The sequence below is a fragment of the Micromonospora sp. WMMD882 genome (assembly GCF_027497255.1).
Classification (GTDB): domain Bacteria; phylum Actinomycetota; class Actinomycetes; order Mycobacteriales; family Micromonosporaceae; genus Micromonospora.
On the sequence record NZ_CP114903.1, the window covers coordinates 6,025,914 to 6,050,730 of the forward strand.

Consider the following 24,817-nt stretch of genomic DNA (forward strand, 5'->3'; position numbering starts at 1 on the left):
ACTCACCTCACCAGCCCGGATCTCCCCTGGAGGGACGATGTTCGATACCTACGTCACGATCGTCGGCAACGTGCTGACCGCCCCGGAGTGGCGGCGGACCACCCAGAGCGGCACCCTGGTCGCCAACTTCAAGGTGGCCTCCACCGCCCGCCGGCTCGACCGGGACAGCGGCCGGTGGGTCGACGGCAACAGCCTGCGCGTCCGGGTCAACTGCTGGCGCAAGCTGGCCGAGGGGGTGGCCGCCTCGGTGATGGTCGGTGACCCGGTGGTGGTGGCCGGCCGCCTCTACACGCGGGACTGGATCGACGACACCGGCAACCAGCGCACCCTCTACGAGCTGGAGGCGGTCGCCGTCGGTCACGACCTGGCCCGGGGCCGGGGGCGGTTCGTGCGCAACCGGCCGAGCATGGCGACCAGCGCCGTCGAGGACACCGAGGCCGAGCGCCGGGTGCACGGCGAGCCGACCCAGCCGGTGCCCGACGACCAGGCGCCCGCCGCTCTGGACGAGCGCCCGCTGGACGACGACTTCGAGCTGCCCGCCCTGGGCGCGCCGCGTCGCCTGTCCGGTTTCCCGGTCCGCGCGACCGACCTCGGGCCGGACCCGTTCGACCCGGCCACCGACAGCGAGCCGACCGACAGCATGCCGCCCGACAGCGCGTCGGACGGCGGGGGGCTGACGGGCTGGGCGGCGACGGGCCGAGGACTGGGCGGGCGGGCCCTGGACGGGCGGGGCGAGATGGGCGAGGGAAGCGACGACGGGTCGGCGACGGCCGTCGACGCGTACGCCGTCGGGGCTGCCACCGGGTCGGCCGACGAGCTGGACCCGCTGCCCGAGGAGCCGGAGCAGGAGCAGGAGCCGGGCACGCCGGCCGAGGGCGTCGACCGGGGGGTGACGGCGTCGGGCCAGCGTGGCCGGCGCGGGCGCGGCCGGCAGCCCGTCCCCGCCTGATCGACCACGGTCGCCGTGCTCCCGGTGACCGTCCCGGCACGTCGCCGCCGTCGACCCGGACGGTCGACGGCGGCGACTAGGCTGACCGTCCGGAGGTGGTACAGGTGCGGCAGGCAGGCACCGCGGCCGACGCGGTGGGACTGGTGGCCGGGTACGCGCTGGACGCCTTCCTCGGTGACCCCAGGCGATGGCATCCGGTGGCCGGTTTCGGTCGGGTCGCCGGCACGGTGGAACGGCGGCTCTACCGGCCCGACCAGGCGTCCGGGGCGGCGTTCACCGCCCTCGCCGTCGGTGTGCCGGTGCTGCTCGGCGCGGCGGCGGCCCGGGCCACCCGGCGTCGGCCGGTGGCCCGCGCGGCGCTGGTCGCGGCGGCCACCTGGACGGTGCTCGGCGGTCGCACGCTGCGCGACGAGTCACGGGCGATGAGCTGCGCGCTGCGCCGGGGCGACGTGCCGGCGGCCCGACGTCGCCTCAGCCACCTCTGCGGCCGGGATCCGTCAGCGCTCGACGAGCCGGAGCTGGCCCGGGCCACCGTCGAGTCGGTCGCGGAGAACACCTCTGACGCGGTCGTCGCCCCGCTGTTCTGGGGCGCGGTCGCCGGGCTGCCGGGGCTGCTCGGCTACCGCGCGGCGAACACGCTGGACGCCATGGTCGGCCACCGGTCACCCCGCTACGCCCGGTTCGGCACCCCGGCCGCCCGCCTCGACGACCTGCTCAACCTGGCGCCCGCCCGACTGACCGGGCTGCTCACCGTGGCGGTGGCCCCGGTGGCGAAGGGTGACCGGGAGCGGGCCTGGCACGTGTGGCGACGCGACCGGCACGACCACCCGAGCCCCAACGCGGGGCAGTGCGAGTCGGCCATGGCCGGGGCGCTCGGGGTGCGGCTCGGTGGGCGCAACGTCTACGCCGGCCGCTCCGAGGTGCGCCCGTACCTCGGGGACGGCCCCCGCCCGGAGGCCCGGCACCTGAAACGGGCCGCCCGGATCTCCGGCGCGGTCGGGTTGTCCGCGCTGGCGGTCGCCGCCGCCCTCACGCTCGGCCGGGCCGCCGCCGTCTCCCTCGGCCGGGCCGCCACTGGCGCGTTCGGTCGGGCCGCCGCCCTCACGCCCGGCCGGGCGGACGCTGCCCCGCTCGGTCGGGCGGACGCTGCCCCGCTCCGGTACCGGGGGCGTGGGCGGTGAGCGGAGGGCTCCTGGTCGCCGGCACCACCTCGGACGCGGGCAAGAGCGTGCTGACCGCCGGCATCTGCCGCTGGCTGCGCCGACGCGGGGTGAAGGTCGCCCCGTTCAAGGCGCAGAACATGTCCAACAACTCGGCCGTGGTGGTCGGCCCGGACGGCCGGGGCGGTGAGCTGGGCCGGGCGCAGGCGATGCAGGCCGCCGCCTGCGGGCTCGCCCCGGACCTGCGGTTCAACCCGGTGCTGCTCAAGCCGGGCAGCGACCTGGCCAGCCAGGTGGTGCTGCTCGGCGAGGCGGTCGACACGGTCACCGCCGGGAACTTCCACGCCCTGCGTCCCCGGCTCGCGGCGACCGCCCACGCCGCCCTGGCCGAGCTGCGCGCCGAGTACGACGTGGTGATCTGCGAGGGGGCCGGCAGCCCTGCCGAGATCAACCTGCGGGCGGGCGACTACGTGAACCTCGGGCTGGCCCGGCAGGCCGGGCTGCCGGTGATCGTGGTCGGCGACATCGACCGGGGCGGCGTGTTCGCCTCCATGTTCGGCACGGTCGCCCTGCTGGACGCCGCCGACCAGGCGCTCGTCGCCGGCTTCGTGGTCAACAAGTTCCGCGGTGACCTGGGCCTGCTCCAGCCGGGGCTGGACATGCTGCGCCAGGTCACCGGCCGCCCCACGTACGGGGTGCTGCCCTGGCGCCTGGACCTCTGGCTGGACGCGGAGGACTCCCTCGCCTACGGGCGGGTGCTCGGCCGGCCGGCCGCGCCCAGGGGCACGGAGTGGCTCGACGTGGCCGTGGTGCGGCTGCCCCGGATCAGCAACGCCACCGACGTCGAGGCGCTCGCCACCGAGCCCGGCGTACGGGTCCGGCTGACCGTGGAGCCGGCCGAGCTCGCCGCCGCCGACCTGGTCGTCCTGCCCGGCTCGAAGTCCACCGTGGCCGACCTCGCCTGGCTGCGGGAGACCGGGCTCGCCGACGCCGTCCGTCGCCACGTGGCCCTCGAAAAGCCGCTGCTCGGCCTTTGTGGCGGCTTCCAGATGCTCGGCCGGGCCATCCACGACCCGGTGGAGAGCCGACAGGGAACGGTGCCCGGGCTGGGGCTGCTGCCCGTCGAGGTCACCTTCGACGCGCGCAAGACCGTCCGGCGGTCGACCGGCACCGGGCCGGGCGGGGTCGAGGCACACGGCTACGAGATCCACCACGGGTACGTGTCGTCGGCCGATCCCGGCCTGCCGCCACTGCTCACCTACGCCGACGGCGAGGAGGAGGGGGCCCGGCTCGGCCCGGTGTCCGGCACCCACTGGCACGGGGTGTTCGAGTCCGACGACTTCCGCCGCCGGTTCCTCACCGAGGCGGCCCGGCAGGCCGGGCGGCACGGGTTCACGGTCGCCCCGGACACCTCGTTCGCCGCCGCCCGGGAACGCACCCTGGACCTGCTCGGTGACCTGGTCGAGGAGCACCTGGACACCGACGCCCTGTGGCGGCTCGTCGAGTCCGGCCCACCCGCCGGCCTGCCCTTCGTCCCCCCGGGCGCGCCCCCGCCTGACCGACCGGAACCCGGCTGATGCCGTGGCCGGGAAGCGGAGCGGCGACGACGGCAGCGGGCCCGGCGGCGGGTGCCGGCAGGTAGCTCGGTGACAGCCGGGCGACAGCCCGGGTGAGAGTGGTCCGACGGTAGCCCGGGTGGCGGCGGGTCGTGGTGGACGGCGGCTGCTCAGCGGCGGACGTCGGCGGGGTGGTCTGACATCGGCAGGCCCGCCGCGCGCCACGCCTCGACGCCGCCGATCATGTCGGTGGCCCGGAGCAGCCCGAGCGTCCGCAGGCTCGCCGCCGCCAGGCTGGAGCTGTAGCCCTGTCGGCACACCACGATCACCTCCAGGTCGTAGCCGGTCGCCTCGGGGATGCGCCAGGCGCTCGCCGGGTCCAGCCGCCACTCCAGCACGGTACGGTCGATCACCAGCACGCCGGGCAGCTCGCCCTGCTCGTGGCGCTGCACGTCGGTGCGGGTGTCGACGACGAGGGCGCCCCGACCGGCGGCCTGGACCGTCTGGTGCGGGGTCAACCGGCGCATACCGGCCCGGGCCTGTTCGAGCAGGGCGTCGACGCCGGGACTCATCACGGAATGGGACACGACCCGATCATGCCGTCGGCGTCGGCGCTCCGCCCGCCGAACCAGCTCCGGCCACCCGTTCGGTAGTCCCCCGTCCGGCGACCGCTGCCCGGCGTGACCACCGGTGACGCGGGCCTGTCGCGCCAGCGCGGCCTGACGGCCGGCGCGGGCCGCGCTCGGGCCGGTAGCGTCGGCGGACGTGGTGACGGTGGTCGAGGCGTACGCGGAACTGGCCCGTCGGGTGCTGGCCGGGCCGGCGCGGCTGGGGCGTACCCGACTGGTGGCCGTCGACGGGCCGAGCGGCGCGGGAAAGAGCGTCTTCGCCGACCGCCTGGCGGACGCCCTCGCCGCGCTGCCCGACGGTGGGCGACCGGCGGTGGTGCGCACCGACGACCTGCTCGACGGCTGGGCCGACCAGCTCACCTTCTGGGCCCGGCTGGAGGAGCAGGTGCTTGCCCCGCTGCGGGCCGGGCGGCCGGGCGGCTACCGGCGGTACAGCTGGGTCCGCCGGGAGTTCCTGCCCCGGGTGGTGCCGGTGCCGGTCGCGCCGGTGCTGATCGTGGAGGGGGTCAGCGTGGCCCGGCAGGTGATCCGCCCCGAGACGACCCTGACCGTGCTGGTCACCGCGCCCGCCGAGCTGCGCGCCGCCCGTGCGGTCGCCCGGGACGGCGCGGCGATCCTGCCCGAGCTGCGGCGCTGGCACGTCGGCGAGCGGGCGCACTTCGCCGCCGACGGCACGGAGTCCGCGGTGGACCTGGTGGTCGACGGCGCGCCGACGCTGCCGCACGACCCGCGCCGCTACTACGCCCGTCGCCCGCCCGTCGCCCGCAGCCCGGAGCACCGTCACCCGTCCGCCGCCCGGAGCCCGTCCGCCGCCCGGAGCCCGTCCGCCGCCCGGAGCCCGTCCGCTGTCGGGGGCCCGTCCGCTGGCGGGGGGCCGGAGTGCCCGGGCGGGGAGTGGGGGTCGCCAGGTGGGACACCGGCCGGTCGGGAGCGGCATACGATGCGGGTCATGACCTCTCCGATCATGACCGAGGCCGAGCTGCGGGCGGCCGTCGCACGCGAGCTTCCCGGTGTCCGCGCCGACCTGGAACGTCTCGTCCGGATCCCCGGGATCGCGTTCGACGGCTTCGACCACAGCCAGGTCGACCGGTCCGCCGAGGCGGTGGCCGAGCTGCTGCGGGGCTGCTCGCTCGACGTACGGATCGTGCGGTCCGGTGGTCAGCCCGCGGTGATCGGGAGCCGGCCCGCCCCGCCCGGCGCGCCCACCGTGCTGCTCTACGCCCACCACGACGTCCAGCCGGTCGGTGACCGGGCGCTGTGGGAGTCCGATCCGTTCGTGGCGGTCGAGCGGGACGGCCGGCTCTACGGGCGTGGGGCGGCCGACGACAAGGCCGGGATCATGGCGCACGTCGCCGCGCTGCGGGCGTTCGGCGACGCGTTGCCGGTCGGGGTGGTCCTGTTCGTCGAGGGCGAGGAGGAGTACGGCTCCGACTCGTTGGAGCGGCTGCTCGCCGAGCACCGCGACGAGCTCGCCGCCGACGTGATCGTCATCGCCGACTCGACGAACTGGGACGTCGGCGTGCCGGCGCTGACCACCTCGCTGCGCGGCATCGTCAACTTCTTCGTCGAGGTCCGCACGCTGGACCACGCGGTGCACAGCGGCATGTACGGCGGTCCCGTCCCGGACGCCCTCACCGCCCTGGTACGACTGCTCGCCACCCTGCACGACGACGCGGGCGACGTGGCCGTGGGCGGGCTGACCAGCGCCGACGCGGCGACCATCGACTATCCGGAGGACCGGTTCCGGGCCGAGGCCGGCCTGCTCGACGGCGTGTCGACGATCGGCGCCGGCCGGATCACCGACCAGCTCTGGCGTAAGCCGGCGCTGGCGATCCTGGGCATCGACGCCCCAGCCACCGCCGAGGCGCCGAACGCTCTGACCCCGGCCGCCAAAGCCAAGATCAGCGTACGGCTCGCGCCGGGCGACGACCCGAAGCGGGCGTACGCGGCCGTGCGGGCCCACCTGGAGAAGCACGCCCCGTGGGGGGCGCGGGTGGACGTCACCTTCGAGCACGACGGCGCGCCCTGCGTGATCGACTCGTCCGGGCCGGTGTTCGACGCGGCCCGCGCGGCCTTCCGTACCGCGTGGGACGGCACGGCGCCGGTGGAGATCGGGGTCGGCGGCTCGATCCCGTTCATCGCCACCTTCCAGGAGATGTTCCCGCGGGCGGCGATCCTGGTGACCGGCGTGGAGGATCCGCACGCCCGGGCGCACGGACCGAACGAGAGCCTGCACCTCGGCGAGTTCGCCAGGGTGTGTCTGGCCGAGGCGTTGCTGCTGGCCGGGGTGGCCGGGGTCGGCGCGGAGCGCCCCTGACCGGTCCCGCCGTGAGCTGAGAGGGCGCGCGCATGCGACACGACGCACAGTCGTCACAGGCCGACGCCGGGTCCACGGGACGACCCGGCGGATCGGGCGGCGCGCGCGGACCGGACGGGCCCGACCGGCACGACGCCCACGCGGGCCGCGGCGGCGGCCAAGGGCATGGCGGCGGTCAGGGGCACGGCGGTCAGGGGCACGGCACGCACGCCGGTCACGACCCGGAGACGTTCCGGCGCAGGTTCTGGCTGAGCCTGGCTCTGACCGTCCCGATCGTGGCGACCAGTCACATGGTGATGGACTGGGTCGGCTACACGCTGGACTTCCCCGGCATGTCCTGGGTCGGCCCGGTGCTCGGCTCGGTGGTCTTCTGGTACGGCGGCTGGCCGTTCCTCGCCGGCGGCGTACGGGAGCTGCGTGACCGCGCGCCGGGGATGATGCTGCTGATCTCGATGGCGATCACCGTCGCCTACGTCGCTTCGCTCGCCACCAGCGTCGGCGCGTTCGACCTGGACTTCTGGTGGGAGCTCGCCGCCCTGGTCAGCATCATGCTGCTCGGGCACTGGCAGGAGATGAAGGCCGTCGGTCAGGCCCGGGGCGCGCTCGCCGCTCTGGCCGCGCTGCTGCCCGACGACGCCGAACGCCTCACCGACGACGGTGGGGTGGAGCCGGTCCGGGTCGCCGACCTGACCGTCGGCGACGTGGCGCTGGTCCGTCCCGGCGCGCGGGTGCCGGCCGACGGGCGGATCGTCGACGGCGAGGCCGAACTCGACGAATCCATGATCACCGGTGAGTCCCGGCCGGTCCGCCGCGTCACGGGCGACCGGGTGGTCGCCGGCACGGTCGCGACCGACTCGGCGGTCCGGGTCCGGGTCGAGGCGGTCGGCGAGGACACCGCGCTGGCCGGCATCCAGCGGATGGTCGCCCAGGCCCAGGCCGCCGGCGGTCGGGCCCAGGCGCTCGCCGACCGGTTCGCCGCGCTGTTGTTCTACGTCGCGATGGCCGCCGCCGTGCTGACCTTCCTGGCCTGGTGGGCGCTCGGCGGCCTCGACGAGTCCGTGGCACGCACCGTGACGGTGCTCGTGATCGCCTGCCCCCACGCCCTCGGGCTGGCCATCCCACTGGTGATCTCGCTGTCGACAGCGGTGGCGGCCCGGGCCGGCATCCTGGTCAAGGACCGGCTCGCGCTGGAACGGATGCGTACCGTGCAGGCCGTGCTGTTCGACAAGACCGGCACGCTCACCCGGGGCGCGCACACCGTCACCGGCGTCACCGCCGCCCCCGGCCACACCGGGGACGAGGTGCTGCGCCTGGCCGGCGCGGTGGAGGCGGCCAGTGAACACCCGCTGGCCAGGGCGATCGTGACCGCCGCCGGGCCGACCGGGCCGCCCGCCGCGACGGACTTCCGCTCGCTGACCGGTCGCGGCGTGCAGGCCACCGTCGACGGCACGCGGTACGCCGTCGGTGGTCCGGCCCTGCTGCGTGAGCTCGACGTACGGGTGCCCGACGACGTCACCACCAGCACCGACGAGTGGTCCCGGCGCGGCGCCGCCGTCCTGCACCTGCTTCGACTCGACGGGGAGCGGGCCCGGACGATCGGGGCGTTGGGCCTGGCCGACGAGATCCGGCCCGAAGCCCGGCAGGCGATCAGCCAGCTACGCGAGCAGGGGGTCGACAAGATCGCCATGATCACCGGTGACGCCCGGTCGGTCGCCGAGGCGGTCGCCGCCGACCTCGGGTTCCGGCCCGGTGTCGACGAGGTGTTCGCCGAGGTGCTGCCGGCCGACAAGGAGAAGGCGGTGCGCGACCTCCAGTCCCGTGGTCTGACGGTGGCCATGGTCGGCGACGGGGTCAACGACGCCCCGGCCCTGGCCCGCGCGGACGTGGGCATCGCGATCGGCGCCGGCACCGACGTGGCGATCGAGTCCGCCGGGGTCGTGCTCGCCTCCTCGGATCCGCGGGGAGTCACCGGGGTCATCCGGCTCTCCAGGGCGTCGTACCGGAAGATGTTGCAGAACCTGGCCTGGGCCGCCGGCTACAACGTCGTCGCGATTCCCCTTGCCGCCGGGGTGCTGGCCTGGGCCGGGCTGACCCTGAGCCCGGCCGTCGGGGCGGTGCTGATGTCTGCCTCCACCATCGTGGTCGCCCTCAACGCCCAACTGCTCCGCCGGGTGCGTCTCGCCCCGCCAGAGCAGTGAGCGCGCCGCCCGAGGGCCCGGCCAGCCACGTCGAACCGGCCACCCCTCGGACCGGCCACGGTCGGAACGAGCCATGTCGGACCGGCCGGCGGCGTCGGTGCACCGACTGGCGCGCCACCTGCGGGATTCCGGCACGCGACGACCGGCGGTAGGTTAGCCTCTCGAACATGAGTACGAACGAGGTGATGGCGCGGTTGGGCGCCGCGGTCAGCGCGTTGGGGGACGTCGACGTCTCCGCATGGCCCGACGAGACGCTCCACGAGCGGCTCGGTGAGCTTTCCACGGCCCTGGTCGCGCTCGACGCCGTGCTGGCCAGGGTCGCCGGCCAGGTCCGGGACCGGGGCCTACGGATCGAGGAGCCGGTGACGGCCTGAGCCGGCCGGTCCCGACCACCAGCCGGGGGTCGGCGGGCCGGTGACCCGGGCGGGTCGCCCGCCGGACGCCCCCGGCGGCCGGGGTCCGCTCCGGGCCACGCCGCTGGTGGGCGCGACCGGGGCCTGGCGCTGACCAGGAGCCGTCGGCCCGGTCAGGGCGGTGTTGTCGGGGTGGCTGGCAGGATGACACCGTGCGATTCCTCGACCTGGCGGCCACCTCCGCCGCGGTCGGCGCCACCAGCGGCCGACGGGCCAAGGTGGAGCTGCTCGCGGAGGCGCTGCGCGCGCTCGACCCGGCCGAGGTGCCCGCCGGGGCCGGCTGGCTCGCCGGTGAGCTGCGGCAACGCCAGACCGGTGTCGGCTGGGCCAGCCTGCGTGACCTACCGGCGCCGGCGGTCGAGCCGACGCTGACCGTGGCCGCGGTCGACGCCGCCATCGACGGGATCGCCGCCGTGCGCGGGTCGGGCTCGCAGGCCCGTCGGCGGGCCCTGCTGGGCGCGTTGTTCGCCGCCGCCACCACCGCCGAGCAGCGGATGCTGGTCGGCCTGTTCAGCGGGGAGCTGCGCCAGGGCGCGCAGGGCGGGCTGCTCGCCGACGCGGTCGCCCGGGCGGCCGGCGTGCCGCTGCCGGCGGTCCGGCGGGCGCTGCTGCTCTCCGGTGACCTGCGGACGGTGGCGGTGGCCGCGCTCCAGGGCGGGGCCGCCGCGCTTGCCGGGTTCGGGCTGCGGGTGGGGCGTCCGCTCGCCCCGATGCTGGCCCAGAGCGCGCCCACGGTGGCCGAGGCGCTCACCGCCACCGGCACGCCCGCCGTGGTGGACGTCAAACTCGACGGCATCCGGATCCAGGCGCACCGGTCCGGCGCCGACATCGCCGTCTTCACCCGCAGCCTCGACGACATCACCGCCCGGGTGCCCGAGGTGGTGGCGGCCGTGCGGGCGCTGCCCGCCCGGGAGCTGGTGCTCGACGGCGAGGCGATCGGGTTGGACGCCACCGGCCGGCCGCTGCCGTTCCAGCAGACGTCGAGCCGGGCCGCCCGCCGCGCCACCGTCGCCAACGCCGGCATCGACAGCGCCGGCATCGACAGCGCCGGCATCGACAGCGCCGGCACGGGCAGCGCCGGCACGGGCAGCGCCGGCACGGGCAGCGCCGGCACGGGCAGCGACGCCGCCAGCGCCGGGAGCGGTCGCGGCGTCGGGCCCACCGCCGTCGCCCCGGCCGTGGTCGCCGCCGCCGCGTCGACCGGGGCGACCGTGCTGACGCCGTACTTCTTCGACCTGCTGCACCTCGACGGCGACGATCTGATCGACGCCCCCGGTCGGGAGCGCTGGGCCGGGCTCGCCCGGGTGGTCGACGCGGGTCTGCTGGTCGGCCGGGTCGAGGTCGACGGCCCCGAGGCGGCGGCCGAGGCGTTCACCGCCGCGCTGGCCGCCGGCCAGGAGGGCGTCGTCGTCAAGGACCCCGACGCGGCGTACGAGGCCGGCCGGCGCGGCGCGGCCTGGGTGAAGGTGAAGCCCCGGCACACCCTCGACCTCGTCGTGCTGGCCGTCGAGTGGGGCAGCGGCCGGCGGCGGGGCTGGCTGTCCAACCTGCATCTGGGGGCCCGTGACCCGGCCACCGGCGGTTTCGTGATGCTCGGCAAGACGTTCAAGGGCCTCACCGACGAGGTGCTGCGCTGGCAGACCGAGCGGTTCCTCTCGCTGGCCGTGGAGCGCGGCGAGCACGTGGTGCGGGTCCGCCCGGAACAGGTCGTCGAGATCGCCTTCGACGGGGTGCAGACCAGTCCCCGCTATCCGGGCGGGGTGGCGCTGCGCTTCGCCCGGGTGGTGCGCTACCGCGACGACAAGAGCGCCGCCGAGGCCGACACCATCGACGCGGTACGCGCCCTGCGTCCCGGGTCGGGGGAGCCCACGGTCGGTTAGCCGGCGGCCTCGGCCGGCGCGTCCTCGGGGACCCGGTCGCCCGTCTCCTCCGGGACCCGGTCACCGGTGGGACGGCTGATGCCGGCGGCCCGGCGCGCCTCCCGGCGGGCCACCCACCCGTACGCGACGAGCGTCATGCCGGCGAAGAGCCACCACTGCACCACGTACCCGAGGTTCTGCCAGTTGTTCTCGTGTCGGACCGGCACCGCCTGGAAGACCGGCTCGGCCGCCGGGGTCTGCCCGTCGAGCAGCAGGTACGCCCCGTACAGCGGGTAGGGCAGTTCCCGGGCGAGCTGGGGCACCGCGATCCGGCGGCTCTCCAACCGGCCGTCCCGGCGCTCCACCGTGCCCCCGCCCTCGCTGAGCCGCACCCGGCCGACCACGGTCACCTCGCCGTCCGGGGTGGGCGGCAGCGCGGGGCGGGCGGTCGCGTCCCCGGCGACCGGCGGCGGCACCCAGCCCCGGTCCACCAGGATGGCCGTGCCGTCGGCCAGCCGCAGCGGCGTGACCAGCTCGAAGCCGACCTTCCGCTCGACCGGGCGGGCCCGGATCCAGACCGAGTTCGCCGCGTCGTACCGGCCGGTGACGGTGACCCGGGTCCAGGTCGTCGCGTCGTCCGGGGCGGGGCCCGGGACGCCGACCCCGCCGCCGGGGGCGGTGAGCGTGTCCCGCAGCGGCACCGGCGTCATGGTGGCGGTGGCGTCGATCCGCTGGTTGATCTCCGAGCGCCCCCGGTAGCGGTCGAGCTGCCAGTTGCCGAGCTGCGCCATGACCGCGGCGGCGACCAGGGCCAGGGCGAGATAGCCCAGCCAGCGCGGCGTCAGGAGGAACCGGTACACGCCCCGAGGCTACTCGTATGACCGGGGCCACCGCCCCGCCACCGTCCGGCAGGTCGCTGTCCGGCCCGCCGCTCGACCGTCGCGCCGGTCGACTGTCCCGTCGTGTGGCGGGTCGGTTACCACGATTCGGCCGGGTCGTTGGGTATCGTCACGCGGACGACCCGCCGGGTCCGCGTACGCGCCTGCCCGCGCGTGCGCCGTCGACCGTGCGCGTGCGACGCGTACCGCCGCCACCGAGGAGTCGATGATGAGCGCCGTACCGCGTCTCGTGGTCGCCGCGCCCTCGTCCGGGCACGGCAAGAACGCCGTCTCGATCGGCCTGCTTGCCGCGTTCCGGGACCGGGGTCTGGACGTCGCCGGCTTCAAGGTCGGCCCGGACCAGGTCGACGCCGCGTACCTCGGGACAGCCGCCGGGGGTCGCCCCGCCCGCAACCTCGATCCCCGGCTGCTCGGCGCGCGGCGGGTCGCGCCGCTGTTCGCGTACGGGGCCGCCGGGGCCGAGCTCGCCCTGGTGCAGGGCACCATGGGGCTGTACGACAGTGTCGCCGGCCCGCCCGAGGTCGAGTCGACCGCGGCGGTGTCCACCGCGCTGCGCAGCCCGGTGGTGCTGGTGGTCGACGTGTCGGCGATGGGGCAGTCGGTGGCCGCCCTGGTGCACGGCTTCCGCGCGTACGACGAGCTGCTCTGGCTGGGCGGGGTGATCCTGAACCGGGTGGCCTCGGCCCGGCACGAGGAGCTGCTGCGCGAGGCGCTCGACGACATCGGCGTACCCGTCTTCGGGGCGCTGCGCCGCCGGGACCTGCCACCGGTGTTCCCGAGCCGGCGGCACGGGATGGTGCCGGTGCTGCGCGGTGACGGCGAGGTGACGCAGGCGGTCCGGCGGCTGGGTCAGGGGGTGGCCGGCGGGGTCGACCTGGAGGCGCTGCTGCGGCTGGCCCGGTCCGCGCCGCCGCTGGCGGTCGAGCCGTGGTCGCCGGCCCCGCCGCCGGGCTTCGCCGTCGCGGGCCGTCCGGTGGTCGCGTTGGCCGGCACGCCGGTCGGCGGCTACGGCTACGTCGAGACGGCCGAGCTGCTGACCGCCGCCGGGGCCGAGGTGGTCACGGTCGATCCGCTGCGCGACGAGGCGCTGCCGGCGGGGGCCGTCGCGCTGGTCGTCGGGGGCGGGCTGCCCGAGGCGTACGCGGAGGAGCTGTCCGCCAACCGGCGGCTCTGCGTCGCCGTGGCGGAGCTGGCCCGCCGGGGCGGCCCGGTGATCGCCGAGGGCGCCGGCCTGCTCTGGCTGGCCCGGGAGGTGGACGGCCTGCCGATGTGCGGGGTGTTGGACGCCGTCGGGGCGCGCCGGGACGGCCTGGTGATCGGCTACCGGGAGGCGACCGCCGGCGCGGACAGCCCGGTGGCCACCCGGGGCGCGGTGCGGATGGGCTACAAGCAGCACAGCGCCGTGTTGACCCCACGGGCCGGTGCGCGTCCGGCGTGGAGCTGGGCCGGTGGCGCGCCCGAGGGGTTCGTCTGGCGTGGCGGGTACGCCTCCCAGCTCGTCCTGCACTGGGCCGGCGCGCCGGAGATCGCCGCCCGCCTGCTCACCGCCACCGCCGCCGCCACCGCCACGCCCGCCGCTGCCGTCACGCCGACCACCGGCGTCACGTCCACCACCGAGGTCACGCCCATCACCGGCGTCACCCCCGCCACCCCCACCGCCCCTGCCGCCGCCGGCGTCGCGCCCACCGGCCCTGTTCCTGCCGCGGCTGCCGGCCCTGCCGCCGCCGACGCTACCGCCACGCCCACCGGCTCCGCCCCCGGCCCGGCCGCCGGGCCCGCCGGTGACGCCGTCGGGCCGCCCGGTCCGGGGTCGACGGGCACCACGCCGATCACCATGATCACCGGCGGCGTGGTGGCCGGTGGGCCGGCCCGGAGCGTGGTCGGGCCGGAGGTTCCGGCGTGATCGGCCAGGTGGCGGTACGCCGCTTTCCCGAGCTGACCGTGTCGACCCCGCGCACCGAGGTACGCCGGCACCTCGCGCCGGACACCGAGGCGGTGTCGGCGATCTTCGCGGACCGGCTGACCCAGCGGTGGCTGCCGTTGGCCGAGGAATCGGGGCAGATCGACGGGGCGGCCTGGTGCGCCGACCTGGCCCGGCAGCGCCGCGACAGCGGCGACGGCGACCATTTCGCGGTGGTCCGCCGGGAGGACGCCCGGGTCGTCGGCTGTCTCTGGACGAAACGGACCGACTGGGGCTCCCGGCTGACCGAGGTGTCGTACGCGATGGCGTCGGAGGCACGCGGCTTCGGGCTGGCCGCCGAGGCGGTGATCGCCCTGGCCATCGTGCTGATCATGGAGCACGACTTCCAGCGGATCGAGCTGCGGGTGGCCCCGGGGAACGTGGCGTCCCGGCGGGTGGCCGAGAAGGCCGGTTTCACCTACGAGGGGCTGCTGCGCAACGCGGGCTACGTCCGGGGCAACCGGGTCGACCTGGAGCTCTGGTCCTTCGTCACCGCCGACCTGCACTGATGGTCACCGCCGACCGGCACTGACGGTCACCGCCGACCTGGCTGCTCGGAAGGAGTCACCGCCGACCTGCGCTGACGGTCACCGCCGTCAGCCGCCGACGATCCGGTCGGAGGGCGGGGTGAAGTCGCGTTTCGGCTGGTCCTTCAGGGCGTCCCGGAGGGTGTTCGCGACCGCCTGGACCGGCGTCTGGGACTGCCCGTCGCCCACCGCGTTGAACGGGTTGTCCGGATCCGAGATGAAGCTCGCCGCGGCCAGCTCCGGGGTGTAGGCGACGAACCAGGCGGACCGGGTGCTGTCGGTGGTGCCGGTCTTGCCGGCGACCGGGCGGCCGACCGTGCCCCGGACGCTGTCGGCGGTGGACCAGCCGCCGCAGCTTCCGCGGGCCGGCGTGTCCCCGGTCGGGCAGCGGGCCGCGTCGGTGGCTGCCCGCGCCGTGTCGGCGCTCACCACCTGCCGGCAGCGCGGCTTGGCGACCTCCCGTTGCAGGCCGGACGCGGTCCGGTAGGTCGCCGGGGCGCCGTCCCGGGTGGTGATCGACAGCACCGGGATCGCCTCGCAGTACCGGCCGTCGGCGCTGACCGCCGCGTACGCGTTCGCCAGCTCCAGCGGGGTGGCGTCGGAGACGCCGAGGGTGAACGCGCCCCACTTGTTGACCCGTTCCGGGGCCGCCTGCCGCCGGTCGACGTCGGTGCGCCAGCGCAGCCCGAGCTGCTCGGCCATCCGGACCGCCCGTTCCGCGCCGACCTGCTCCTCCAGCCACACGAAGTACGTGTTGACCGACTTGCCGAACCCGGACCACATGGTCTGGGTGCCGGTCATCGCCCCGCTCGCGTTCGACATGACCCAGTTGTCGTAGACCTTGGACTGGTACCGGTGCGGGGCGTTGAACGTGCTGGACAGCGGCATGCCGGCCTCCAGCGCCGCCAGCATGGGGAACATCTTGAACGTGGACCCGGCCTGGTAGCCGGCCAGGTCGCCGCCGCCGAGCAGGGGCAGGACGGTGTTCGGGTAGTTCGCCTTCGACTTCGGGCCGGCCTCCGGGTTGCCGTTCGGCCCGTTCTCGCTGGTGTCCAGGGAGTACGTCCGGTTCACCGCCATCGCCTTCACCCGGCCGGTGCCCGGCTCGGAGACGACGATCCCGTTGGCGAACGGGCTGCCGGTGGCCTCCTTGGCGCCCACGTTCTTCTCGGCGGCGGCCTGGGTCTTCGGGTCGATGCTGAGCACGATCCGGTAGCCGCCCCGGCGGAGCTGGTCGACGCGTTCCATCCGGTTCTCCCCGAACGCCGCCTGCGCGCTCCACCAGTTCTTCAGGTAGTCGCAGGCGAAGCCGAGGGCGTTGTGCTTGGCCGGGACGGAGGCGCAGTCGTTGCGCGGGTCGCTCTGGTCGATCCGCAGCGGCTCGGTGCGGGCCCGGGCCGCCACGTCGGGGGAGAGGTAGCCGAGCTGCCCCATCCGGTCCAGCACGTAGTTGCGCCGGCCGATGGCTTCCTGCTGGTCGGAGGTGACCGGGTCGTACTCGGACGGGGACTTGACCAGGCCGGCCAGGGTGGCGGACTCGACCGGGGTGAGGTCCTTGGGCTTCTTTGAGAAGAAGATCTGCGCGGCGGCGTAGATGCCGTACGCGCGGTGCCCGAAGTACGCCGAGTTGAGGTAGCGCTCCAGGATCTGCTCCTTGCTCATGCGCTTCTCCACGTCCAGGGCGAGGCGCATCTCGCGTACCTTGCGGAGGCTGGTCTGGGCGGTCGCCTCCTGCACCTCCCGGGGCGTGGTCGCGCTGTCCCGCAGCGCCATCCGGACGTACTGCATGGTGATCGTCGACGCGCCCTGGGAGACCCCGCCGGACTGCGAGTTGGCGACGAAGGCCCGGGCCACGCCCTTCGGGTCCACGCCCCGGTGCTGGTAGAAGCGGGAGTCCTCGGCGGCCACCATGGCCTGCTGCATGCTCGGCGCGATCTGGGCCAGCGTCGCGTACTGCCGGTACTCCTCGTAGAACATGGTCAGCAGGGTGCCGTCGGCGGCGTAGAGGTAGGAGGTCTCGGCGGGCAGCGCGGTGCGCAGCAGGTCGGCCTTGTGCTCGGAGAAGTCCGCGCCGGCCTTGGCGCTGATGCCGGCCACCGCGACGAGCGGGTACGCCACGGCGGCCACGATGATCCCGGCGATCAGCCCGGCGCGCAGCAGCGGGACCCAACGACCGGCGGAGTTGAGGAGTCGGTTGCTCACACGGCCAAGCTAGGACACATCCCGGTAAGAGATGCGAAATATTCATAATTCCTACGGGTGACGATCGGCCGTGACGTGCCCCACGCCCCGATGCGCTGTCCCGCGCGCCGCCTTCCCGGCAGGATCGCGGGCATGCGTGGTCAGCCGAGAGGAGCGTCCCGGTACGCCGTACCCGAGCCGGACCTCGGTCACCACGGTGACGCCGAGGTGGCGGCCGGGCTGGTCGACCTCGCGGTCAACGTCCGCCGGGCCGCCCCGCCGCCCTGGTTGGCCGGGCCGCTGACCGCCTCGCTGACCAGGCTCGCCGACTACCCCGACCCGTCCCCGGCCCGCGCCGCGGTCGCCGCCCGGCACGCTCGCCCGCCGGCCGAGGTGCTGCTCACCGCCGGGGCCGCCGAAGGCTTCGTGCTGATCGCGCAGGCGCTGCGCGGGGCCCGCCGCCCGGTGGTGGTGCACCCGCAGTTCACCGAGCCGGAGGCCGCGCTCGCCGCCGCCGGGCACCGGGTGGACCGGGTGCTGCTGGACCCGGCCGACGGGTTCCGGCTCGACCCGGCCCGGGTGCCCGCCGACGCCGACCTGGTGATGATCGGCAACCCCACCAACCCGACCTCCGTGCTGCACCCCGCCGCGACCGTCGTCGCCCTGGCCCGTCCCGGCCGCGTCCTGGTCGTCGACGAGGCGTTCGCCGACACCACGTACGCGCCCCGCGTGCCCGGTGAGCCGGAGTCCCTGGCCGGCCGGCGCGACCTGCCCGGCCTGCTGGTGCTCCGCAGCCTCACCAAGACCTGGGGGCTGGCCGGCCTCCGGATCGGCTACCTGCTCGGCGAAGCGACGCTGCTGGACCGCCTCGCCCGGGTCCAGCCGCTCTGGGCGGTCTCCACCCCGGCGCTCGCCGCCGCGACGGCCTGCGCCGGCCCCGAGGCGGTCACCGCCGAACGCGCCATCGCCGTCGACCTCGCCGCCGACCGCGACCACCTGACCACCCGCCTCACGGCCCTTCCCCGGGTACGGGTGGCAGGCCGCCCGGCCAGCGCGTTCGTGCTGGTGGAGATCCCCGGCGCGGACCGGATCCGGCTCGCCCTGCGGGACCGGGGCTGGGCGGTACGGCGGGGCGACACCTTCCCCGGGCTCGGCCCGGACTGGCTGCGCGTGGCGGTACGCGACAGGCGTACCAGCGACGCGTTCATCGAGGCACTGGCGGAGATCCTGGAGGCGTGATGCTGGAGCAGACGATCGGGGCGGTCGGGCCGCTCGACGAGACGGCGATGACCGCCGCCCGGGACCGTCAGGCCCGGCTGACCAAGCCCGCCGGCTCCCTCGGCGCGCTGGAGGACCTGTCGGTACGCCTGGCCGGCCTGGCCGGGGCCTGCCCGCCGCCGCTGCCCGAGCCGGCCGCCGTGGTGATCTTCGCCGGGGACCACGGCGTGCACGCCCGGGGCGTGACCCCGTGGCCGCAGGAGGTCACCGCGCAGATGATCGGCAACTTCCTGGCCGGCGGCGCGGTCGTGAACGCCTTCGCCCGGCAGGCCGGCGCGACGGTGACCGTGGTCGACGTCGGCGTGGCCACCCCGATCCCCGGCGTCGACCCGACCGGAGTCCCCGCCGCGGCTCCCGGCGCGGGCGGGGAGCCGGCCTCCGGCGTCGGAGCGCTGTCGTCCCGGTTGGTGACCGCCCGCGTCCGGCCCGGCACCCGGGACATGACCGTCACCGCCGCGCTCACCCGAGAGGAGGCCCGGGCCGCGGTGGAGACCGGCATCCGGGTCGCCGACGAGCTCATCACAGGCGGCGTCGGCATCCTGCTCACCGGGGACATGGGCATCGGCAACACCACCCCGTCCGCCGCGCTGGTCGCCGCGTTCACCGGGGCGGACCCGGCCGAGACGACCGGCCGGGGCACCGGCGTGGACGACGTCACGTACCAGCGGAAGGTGGACGTGGTCCGGCGGGCGCTGCGCCGCCACACGCCCGACCCGACCGACCCGCTCGGCGTGCTCGCCGCGGTCGGTGGCCTGGAACACGCCGCGCTGGCCGGGTTGATCCTGGCCGCCGCCGCCCGCCGGACGCCCGTGCTGCTGGACGGGGTGATCGCGGTCAGCGCCGCCCTCGCCGCCGCCGCGTTCGCCCCGGAGTCGGTCGGCGCGATGGTCGCCGGGCACCGCTCCGCCGAGCCGGGCGCGACCCTCGCGTTGCGGCACCTCGGTCTGGACCCCCTGATCGACCTCGGACTGCGTCTCGGTGAGGGCACCGGCGCGCTGCTCGCCCTGCCGGTGGTCACCGGCGCGGTACGCGTCCTGCACGAGGTCGCCACCTTCGACGCGGCGGGAGTGGCCGAGAAGTGAACGCGAACCCGTACCCGCTGGGACTGCGGCTGGCCGGCCGCCGTGTCGTCGTGGTCGGCGGCGGCGCGGTGGCGACCCGGCGGGTACCGGCGCTGCTGGACGCCGGAGCGGACGTCCTGCTGGTCACGCCGGACCTCACCCCGGCGCTGCGCGCCCACTCCGACGCCGGCCGGCTGCGCTGGGAGCCACGCCGGTTCACCCCCGCCGACCTGGACGGGGCCTGGCTGGTGCAGGTCGCCGTCGACGACCGGGCCGCCGCGGCGGCGGTCAGCGCCGCCGCGCGGGAACGCCGGATCTTCTGCGTACGCGCCGACGACCGGGCCGCCGCCACCGCCTGGACCCCGGCCGTCACCCGGCACGGCCCGGTGACCGTCGCCGTGCTCGGTGGTGGCGACCCGCACCGCGCCAAGGCCACCCGCGACGCCATCCGCACCCTGCTGGACGCGCGGCAGGGCGCCCTGTCGACGCCCAGCGCCCAGGAGACGGCCCGGGGCGGGCGGGTCGCGCTGGTCGGGGCGGGGCCGGGCGACCCGGAGCTGATCACCGTCAAGGGCTGGCGGCTGCTCACCGAGGCGGACGTGGTGGTCGCCGACCGGTTGGTCCCCGGGCTCCTCCTCGACGAGCTGCGCTCCGACGTGGAGCTGGTGGACGCCTCGAAGATCCCCTACGGCCCGTCGAGGACGCAGGAGGAGATCAACCGGATCCTGGTCGACCGGGCGCTGGGCGGGGCGTTCGTGGTCCGGCTCAAGGGCGGTGACCCGTACGTGTTCGGACGTGGTGGCGAGGAGCTGCTCGCCTGCGCGGCGGCCGGCGTGCCGGTGACCGTGGTGCCCGGGGTGACCAGCTCCATCGCCGCCCCGGCGGTGGCCGGGGTGCCGGTCACCCACCGGGGGGTGGCGCACGACTTCACGGTGGTCTCCGGTCACCTCGCCCCGGACCATCCGGACTCCCTGGTCAACTGGGCGGCGCTGGCGGCGCTGCGCGGCACGCTGGTGATCCTGATGGGGCTGAAGAACCTGCCGACGATCACCGCCACGCTGGTCGCGCACGGCCGCGACCCGGCCACCGCCGTGGCGGTGGTGCAGGAGGGCACCACGACGGGCCAACGGACGCTACGGACCACGCTGGGCGAGGCCGCGAAGGCGGTGGCGGACGCCGGCCTGCGCCCGCCGGCCGTCGTGGTGCTCGGCGACGTGGTCACCGCCCTCGACCACCCCTGACCCGCGCCCGCGCCGCCCGCCGCGTCCCGCCTGTGGCGCCCCCGCCGCCCCCGCCCCCGCCCCCGCCCCCGCCCCCGCCCCCAGCCCCCGCCTCGCCCCGCCGCCCGCCGCCCGCCGCTTGATCGACTCCGTTTCGGCGAAGTAGGGCCATCAGGCGTCCCGGTCACCGCCCTTTCGCCGAAACGGCGAGCCCCCTCGGGCGGGACGCGGTGGGCGCGCCCCCTCGGGCGGGGCGGGCGGGGCGGGCGTGGCGCCGGACGTGGAACGGCGGCGGGGGCCAGGGGCCCCCGCCGCCGTCACCGGTCACGCGTCGGTCACACCTTGAGCATGTTGTCCAGCAGCAGGGCGCAGCGGATCAGCCCGAGGTGGCTGTACGCCTGCGGGTGGTTGCCCAGCCCGCGCTCGGCCAGCGGGTCGTACTGCTCGGGCAGCAGCCCGGTCGGGCCGGCCGTGTCGACCATCTGGTGGAACAGCTCCTCGGCGTCGGTGCGCCGGCCGGTGCGCAGGTACGCCTCGATCAGCCACGCCGTGCAGATGTGGAAGCCGCCCTCCCGGCCGGGCAGGCCGTCGTCCCAGTGGTACCGGTAGACGACCGGGCCGCTGCGCAGGTCCGCCTCGATCCGCAGGACGGTGGAGAGGAAGCGCGGGTCGTCCCCGGCGAGCAGGCCGGACAGCCCGATCCAGAGCGAGGAGGCGTCCATCTCCTCGTTGCCGTACGCGACGCTGTACGCCTCGACGCCCTCGTGCCAGCCGTACTCCAGCACGTTCGCGCCGATCCGGTCGCGCAGCTCGACCCACTCCGGCCGGTCGCCCGCGCCGTGCCGCCGGATCACGTGCAGCGCCCGGTCGACGGTCATCCAGCACATCACCTTCGAGAAGATGTGGTGCCGGGGTGGCAGGCGGGCCTCCCAGATGCCGTGGTCGGGCTCGTGCCAGCGGCGGCGGACCGCCTCGACCATGTTCTCCAGGACCCGCCACTCGGTCTCCCGGACCGAGCCACGGGCGTCGGCGACGGCCGCGATCAGGTCGGCGATCGGCCCGAAGACGTCCAACTGGAGCTGGTGGTTGGCGAGGTTGCCGACCCGCACCGGGCGGGAGCCGGCGTAGCCGGGGAGGGTGTCGATGACCGCCTCGGCGCCCAGCTCGTACCCGTCGACGGTGTAGAGCGGGTGCAGCCGCTCGGGGTGTCCGCCGGTGCGCTCGACGCAGCCGTCCACCCAGCGCAGCAGCCCTTCGGCCTCCTCGACGGAGCCGAGGTCGACGAGCACCCGGGCGGTCATCGCGGCGTCCCGCAGCCAGCAGTAGCGGTAGTCCCAGTTGCGTACCCCGCCGAGCTCCTCGGGCAGTGAGGTGGTCGCCGCCGCGAGGATCGAGCCGGTCGCCTCGTGGCACAGCCCGCGCAGCGTGAGGGCGCTGCGGGCGACCAGGTCACGGGCGGTCTGCGGCAGCCGCAGCGAGGCCACCCAGTCCTTCCACGGCTGCTCGGCGGCGGCCTGCCGCTCGTGCAGCGGCACCCGGTGGTGCTCCAGGCTGTGCGTGCCGAACCGCAGCTCCAGGGTGACCTGCCCGCCGGCGGCGGAGAGGTCGACGACCGCCTTGGCGCTCTCGTAGCCGCCGTCGGCGCTCACCTGCCACTGCACGCCGGGGGAGTAGAGCGCGACCGGCTCGTTGGAGCCGAGCACGAGCAGCCCGTCGGCGAGCGGTTGGAGCTGGACGGCCACCTGCCCGAACTCGGGCCGGGGGGCGAACTCCAGCCGGACCCGACCCGAGCCGCTGAGCACCCGGATCAGCGTGGAGTCGCCGGAGACGACGGTGGCGCCGCTCGGCACGTGGTCGGTGGAGGGACGGTCCAGCCAGTCGGTGACGGTGAGCCCGGACCACCGGGTCTCCACCGTCATGGTGCCGTTGCGGTAGCGCTGCCCGAGCGGGATGCCCTCCCGTTCCGGGGCGACGCTGAAGTGCCCGGCCGGGCTGCCGCCGACGAGGTCGGCGAAGATGGCCGACGAGTCCGGCTTGGGGTGACACAGCCAGGTGATCTTGGCGGCCGGGGTGAGCAGCGCGACCGTACGCCCGTTGGCCAGCATCGAGTGCCGCTCGATGGGCACCGCCCGCTCGCCGAACAGCCAGTGCCGCCGGGTCTCCAGCAGCAGGGCCAGCGCCCGGGCGGCCTCGATCGGCTCGGCGACCCGGAAGTCCGCCTTCGTCTCGCCCGGGCCGATCTTGATGCCGACGTCCGGGCCGTGCAGGTTGCCGAAGGCGTTCTCGTCGGTGACGTCGTCGCCGATGAACAGCACCGCGCTCGCGGAGAGCTGGGTACGGAGCTGGTCGACGGCGGTGCCCTTGTGGGTGGCGACCACCGACAGCTCGATGACCTCCTTGCCCTGGGTGACCGTCACGCCGTCCCAGCTCGCCGGCCCGTTGCGGACCGCCTCGACCGCGTTCGCCGCGACCTGCGGCGGCACCCCGCGGGTGTGCACGGCCACGCTGGCGGGCTTGCGTTCCAGGCGGACGCCCGGGTGGGCGGCGGCGATCTCCCGCAGCTCGTTGCGCAGCCGGCTCCGGACGGCGACCAGCTCGGGGCTGAGCCGCTCGACGAAGCCGATGTCGAACTCGGAGCCGTGGCTGCCGACCAGGTGGACCTCGCTGGGCAGCCGGGACAGCGCGGCCAGGTCGCGCAGCGCCCGCCCGGAGACCACCGCGACGCTGGTCTGGGGCAGCGCGGCGAGCGCCCGTACGGCGGCCACCGACTCGTGCAGCGGCACCGCCTTGCTCGGGTCCTCGACGATCGGGGCGAGGGTGCCGTCGTAGTCGCAGGCCACCAGGAGCTGGGGGACCCGGGCGATCCGGCCGATCGCCGCCCGCAGCTCGGGGGCCAGGCCGTCGGACGGCGCGTTCTCGTTGGCGGCCGGGTTCACGCGGCCTCCACGTCGGGGGTGCCGAGCTCGGAGAGGAACGACTTGGCCCAGTGGCCCACGTCGTGGGTCCGCAGGTGCCGCTGCATGATGCGCATGCGTCGGCGGGCCTCGGTCCGGTCCACGTGCACGGCCTTCAGGAGGGCGTCCTTGACCGCCTCCGGGTCGTGCGGATTACACAGAAACGCCTGGCGCAGCTCGGTGGCCGCGCCGGCGAACTCGCTGAGCACCAGCGCGCCGCCCTGGTCGGCGCGCGATGCCACGTACTCCTTGGCCACCAAATTCATTCCGTCTCGCAGAGGTGTCACCATCATCACGTCCGCCGCAACATACATGGCGGCGAGCTCACTGCGAGAGTACGACTGGTGGAGGTAGTGCACCGCCGGCACGCCGACCCGGCCGTACTCGCCGTTGATCCGGCCGACCTCGCGTTCGACCTTCACCCGTAGGGCCTGGTAGTGCTCCACACGCTCCCGGCTCGGGGTGGCCACCTGGACCATCACCGCCTCGGGAACTGTCAACTTTCCGTCAGAGAGCAGCTCGCGGAAAGCCTTGAGGCGAAGCTCGATGCCCTTGGTGTAGTCGAGCCGGTCCACGCCCAGGATTATCGTCTTCGGGTTGCCCAGCTCCTCGCGGATCTGTTTGGCGCGGGCCTGGATGGCCGGGTCGGCGGCGAGCCGTTCCATCTCCTGGACGTCGATCGAGATGGGGAACGCGCCGGCCTTCACCTGCCGGCCGTCGACCTGGATCATCTGCCCCTCGTAGCGCAGCCCGAGCAGGTGCCGGGCCAGCCGGACGAAGTTCTGCGCGGCCAGCCGCTGCTGGAACCCGACCAGGTCCGCGCCGAGCAGGCCGCGCAGCACCTCGGCGCGCAGCGGCATCTGCATGAACAGCTCGATCGGCGGGAACGGGATGTGCAGGAAGAAACCGATCCGCAGGTCCGGGCGCAGCTCGCGGAGCATCGCCGGGACGAGCTGGAGCTGGTAGTCCTGCACCCACACGGTCGCGCCCTCGGCCGCGACGTCCGCGGCGGCCTCCGCGAACCGGGCGTTGACCAGCCGGTACGCGTCCCGCCAGCGGCGCTTGTAGGCCGGTGTCTCGACCGCGTCGTGGTAGAGCGGCCAGATCGTCGCGTTCGACTGGCCCTCGTAGTAGCGCTCCAACTCGTCGGCGCTCAGCGGCACCGGGTGCAGCCGGATGCCCTCCAGGTCGAACGGCTCGGGGGCGGCGCCGGTGCCGCCGGCCCAGCCGACCCAGGTCCCCCGGTGCTCGGCGAGCACGGGATGCAGCGCGGTGACGAGACCACCGGGACTGCGACGCCACTGTCGTCCCTCCGGGGTGCTCACCTCGTCGACCGGTAGACGGTTCGCCACAACGACAAAGGAGCTACGGACGGTCACGATCGGCCACCTCCGGTAAGCGACGGGTCCACCGCATGAGCGTACTGAGGGTAGCTGCGATGCATGTGGCGCAGTGCGGGTCTTACTGCCCACATCTCCGAGTGGCGAACCGCGCCGTGATCAGGACAACTGTGGTCTGCGGCACGCGCGGCGGCGCGGTCGTCGGCGGCGGGACGGGCGTCGTCCGGCGCGGCCGGCGTCGCGACGGCGCCGCCGGCGTGCTTCGCGGGCGGGGCGATGTGGGCGCAGCGTGTCGTACCTGTCAGGATTGACGGTG

17 protein-coding genes are annotated in these 24,817 nt (G+C 75.4%); 12 read left to right on the top strand and 5 right to left on the bottom strand.

Features of this window, described 5'->3' with window-relative positions; translation table 11 throughout:
* The first annotated feature begins 37 nt into the window (after positions 1–37).
* The 3 genes from ssb to O7606_RS26085 all read left to right on the top strand — a co-directional run bounded on the left by ssb (position 38) and on the right by O7606_RS26085 (position 3,686).
* Positions 38–949, top strand: a complete 912-nt coding sequence (gene ssb, locus O7606_RS26075) for a single-stranded DNA-binding protein (RefSeq protein WP_281596632.1) — start codon at positions 38–40, stop codon at positions 947–949.
* 104 nt (positions 950–1,053) lie between these two features.
* A complete protein-coding gene (locus O7606_RS26080; RefSeq protein WP_281596633.1) occupies positions 1,054–2,130 on the top strand; it encodes a cobalamin biosynthesis protein in 1,077 nt (358 codons plus the stop codon).
* Positions 2,127–3,686 carry a cobyric acid synthase gene (locus tag O7606_RS26085; RefSeq protein WP_281596634.1) on the top strand — a complete coding sequence of 520 codons (1,560 nt, stop codon included), beginning with the start codon at positions 2,127–2,129 and terminating at the stop codon, positions 3,684–3,686. The genes O7606_RS26080 and O7606_RS26085 overlap by 4 nt, the downstream gene beginning before the upstream one ends.
* Before the next feature lie 149 nt (positions 3,687–3,835).
* Here the strand turns inward: O7606_RS26085 and O7606_RS26090 are convergent, their stop codons facing one another.
* A complete protein-coding gene (locus tag O7606_RS26090) occupies positions 3,836–4,237 on the bottom strand; it encodes a rhodanese-like domain-containing protein (RefSeq protein ID WP_281599886.1) in 402 nt (133 codons plus the stop codon).
* 1,021 nt (positions 4,238–5,258) lie between these two features.
* Here O7606_RS26090 and O7606_RS26095 point away from each other — a divergent pair.
* The 4 genes from O7606_RS26095 (at position 5,259) to O7606_RS26110 (ending at position 11,102) form a co-directional block, all read left to right on the top strand.
* Complete coding sequence (locus tag O7606_RS26095) at positions 5,259–6,611, top strand: dipeptidase (protein ID WP_281599887.1); 1,353 nt, start codon at positions 5,259–5,261, stop codon at positions 6,609–6,611.
* Positions 6,612–6,859: 248 nt separating this feature from the next.
* The gene (locus O7606_RS26100) at positions 6,860–8,809 is read left to right on the top strand and encodes a copper-translocating P-type ATPase (protein WP_348651177.1); all 1,950 of its coding nucleotides are present in this window, start codon (positions 6,860–6,862) and stop codon (positions 8,807–8,809) included.
* 167 nt (positions 8,810–8,976) lie between these two features.
* Positions 8,977–9,183 (top strand): hypothetical protein, encoded by a 207-nt coding sequence (locus O7606_RS26105; protein WP_281596637.1) that lies wholly within the window; start codon positions 8,977–8,979, stop codon positions 9,181–9,183.
* 191 nt (positions 9,184–9,374) lie between these two features.
* Positions 9,375–11,102: an ATP-dependent DNA ligase gene (locus tag O7606_RS26110; RefSeq protein ID WP_281596638.1), complete on the top strand. Its 1,728-nt coding sequence runs from the start codon at positions 9,375–9,377 to the stop codon at positions 11,100–11,102.
* On the opposite strand, the gene O7606_RS26115 is transcribed toward O7606_RS26110, so the two are convergent.
* Positions 11,099–11,941 carry an SURF1 family protein gene (locus tag O7606_RS26115; protein ID WP_281596639.1) on the bottom strand — a complete coding sequence of 281 codons (843 nt, stop codon included), beginning with the start codon at positions 11,939–11,941 and terminating at the stop codon, positions 11,099–11,101. The two genes, O7606_RS26110 and O7606_RS26115, sit on opposite strands and share 4 nt — an antisense overlap.
* Positions 11,942–12,188: 247 nt before the next feature.
* Here O7606_RS26115 and O7606_RS26120 point away from each other — a divergent pair, with 247 nt between their 5' ends.
* On the top strand, positions 12,189–13,883 hold the full coding sequence (locus O7606_RS26120) for a cobyrinate a,c-diamide synthase (RefSeq protein WP_281596640.1): 1,695 nt from the start codon (positions 12,189–12,191) through the stop codon (positions 13,881–13,883).
* A complete protein-coding gene (locus O7606_RS26125) occupies positions 13,880–14,449 on the top strand; it encodes a GNAT family protein (protein WP_281596642.1) in 570 nt (189 codons plus the stop codon). The genes O7606_RS26120 and O7606_RS26125 overlap by 4 nt, the downstream gene beginning before the upstream one ends.
* An 87-nt stretch (positions 14,450–14,536) precedes the next feature.
* Here the strand turns inward: O7606_RS26125 and O7606_RS26130 are convergent, their stop codons facing one another.
* Complete coding sequence (locus tag O7606_RS26130; protein WP_281596643.1) at positions 14,537–16,669, bottom strand: transglycosylase domain-containing protein; 2,133 nt, start codon at positions 16,667–16,669, stop codon at positions 14,537–14,539.
* Between the two features lie 132 nt (positions 16,670–16,801).
* On the opposite strand from O7606_RS26130, the gene cobC reads away from it, so the two are divergent.
* Genes cobC through cobA form a run of 3 tightly spaced genes read left to right on the top strand, consistent with a single transcriptional unit; the run spans position 16,802 to position 20,228 of the window.
* Entirely contained in the window at positions 16,802–17,887 is a 1,086-nt protein-coding gene (gene cobC / locus O7606_RS26135) for an Rv2231c family pyridoxal phosphate-dependent protein CobC (RefSeq protein ID WP_281596644.1), read from the top strand.
* Positions 17,887–19,008 (top strand): nicotinate-nucleotide--dimethylbenzimidazole phosphoribosyltransferase, encoded by a 1,122-nt coding sequence (gene cobT / locus O7606_RS26140; RefSeq protein ID WP_281596645.1) that lies wholly within the window; start codon positions 17,887–17,889, stop codon positions 19,006–19,008. Before cobC ends, cobT begins: the two co-directional genes overlap by 1 nt.
* Complete coding sequence (gene cobA / locus O7606_RS26145) at positions 19,005–20,228, top strand: uroporphyrinogen-III C-methyltransferase (RefSeq protein ID WP_281596646.1); 1,224 nt, start codon at positions 19,005–19,007, stop codon at positions 20,226–20,228. The genes cobT and cobA overlap by 4 nt, the downstream gene beginning before the upstream one ends.
* Positions 20,229–20,542: 314 nt before the next feature.
* Here cobA and otsB read toward each other — a convergent pair whose 3' ends face one another.
* Entirely contained in the window at positions 20,543–23,143 is a 2,601-nt protein-coding gene (gene otsB, locus O7606_RS26150) for a trehalose-phosphatase (protein WP_281596647.1), read from the bottom strand.
* Complete coding sequence (locus O7606_RS26155; RefSeq protein ID WP_281596648.1) at positions 23,140–24,540, bottom strand: trehalose-6-phosphate synthase; 1,401 nt, start codon at positions 24,538–24,540, stop codon at positions 23,140–23,142. Before O7606_RS26155 ends, otsB begins: the two co-directional genes overlap by 4 nt.
* Positions 24,541–24,817: the final 277 nt, after the last annotated feature.

Coding starts and splice junctions, on each gene's coding strand:
- ssb (WP_281596632.1), top strand. CDS start 38: ATGTTCGATACCTACGTCACGATCGTCGGCAACGTGCTGACCGCCCCG.
- O7606_RS26090 (WP_281599886.1), bottom strand. CDS start 4,237: ATGAGTCCCGGCGTCGACGCCCTGCTCGAACAGGCCCGGGCCGGTATG.
- O7606_RS26095 (WP_281599887.1), top strand. CDS start 5,259: ATGACCGAGGCCGAGCTGCGGGCGGCCGTCGCACGCGAGCTTCCCGGT.
- O7606_RS26105 (WP_281596637.1), top strand. CDS start 8,977: ATGAGTACGAACGAGGTGATGGCGCGGTTGGGCGCCGCGGTCAGCGCG.
- O7606_RS26120 (WP_281596640.1), top strand. CDS start 12,189: ATGAGCGCCGTACCGCGTCTCGTGGTCGCCGCGCCCTCGTCCGGGCAC.
- cobC (WP_281596644.1), top strand. CDS start 16,802: ATGCGTGGTCAGCCGAGAGGAGCGTCCCGGTACGCCGTACCCGAGCCG.
- cobT (WP_281596645.1), top strand. CDS start 17,887: ATGCTGGAGCAGACGATCGGGGCGGTCGGGCCGCTCGACGAGACGGCG.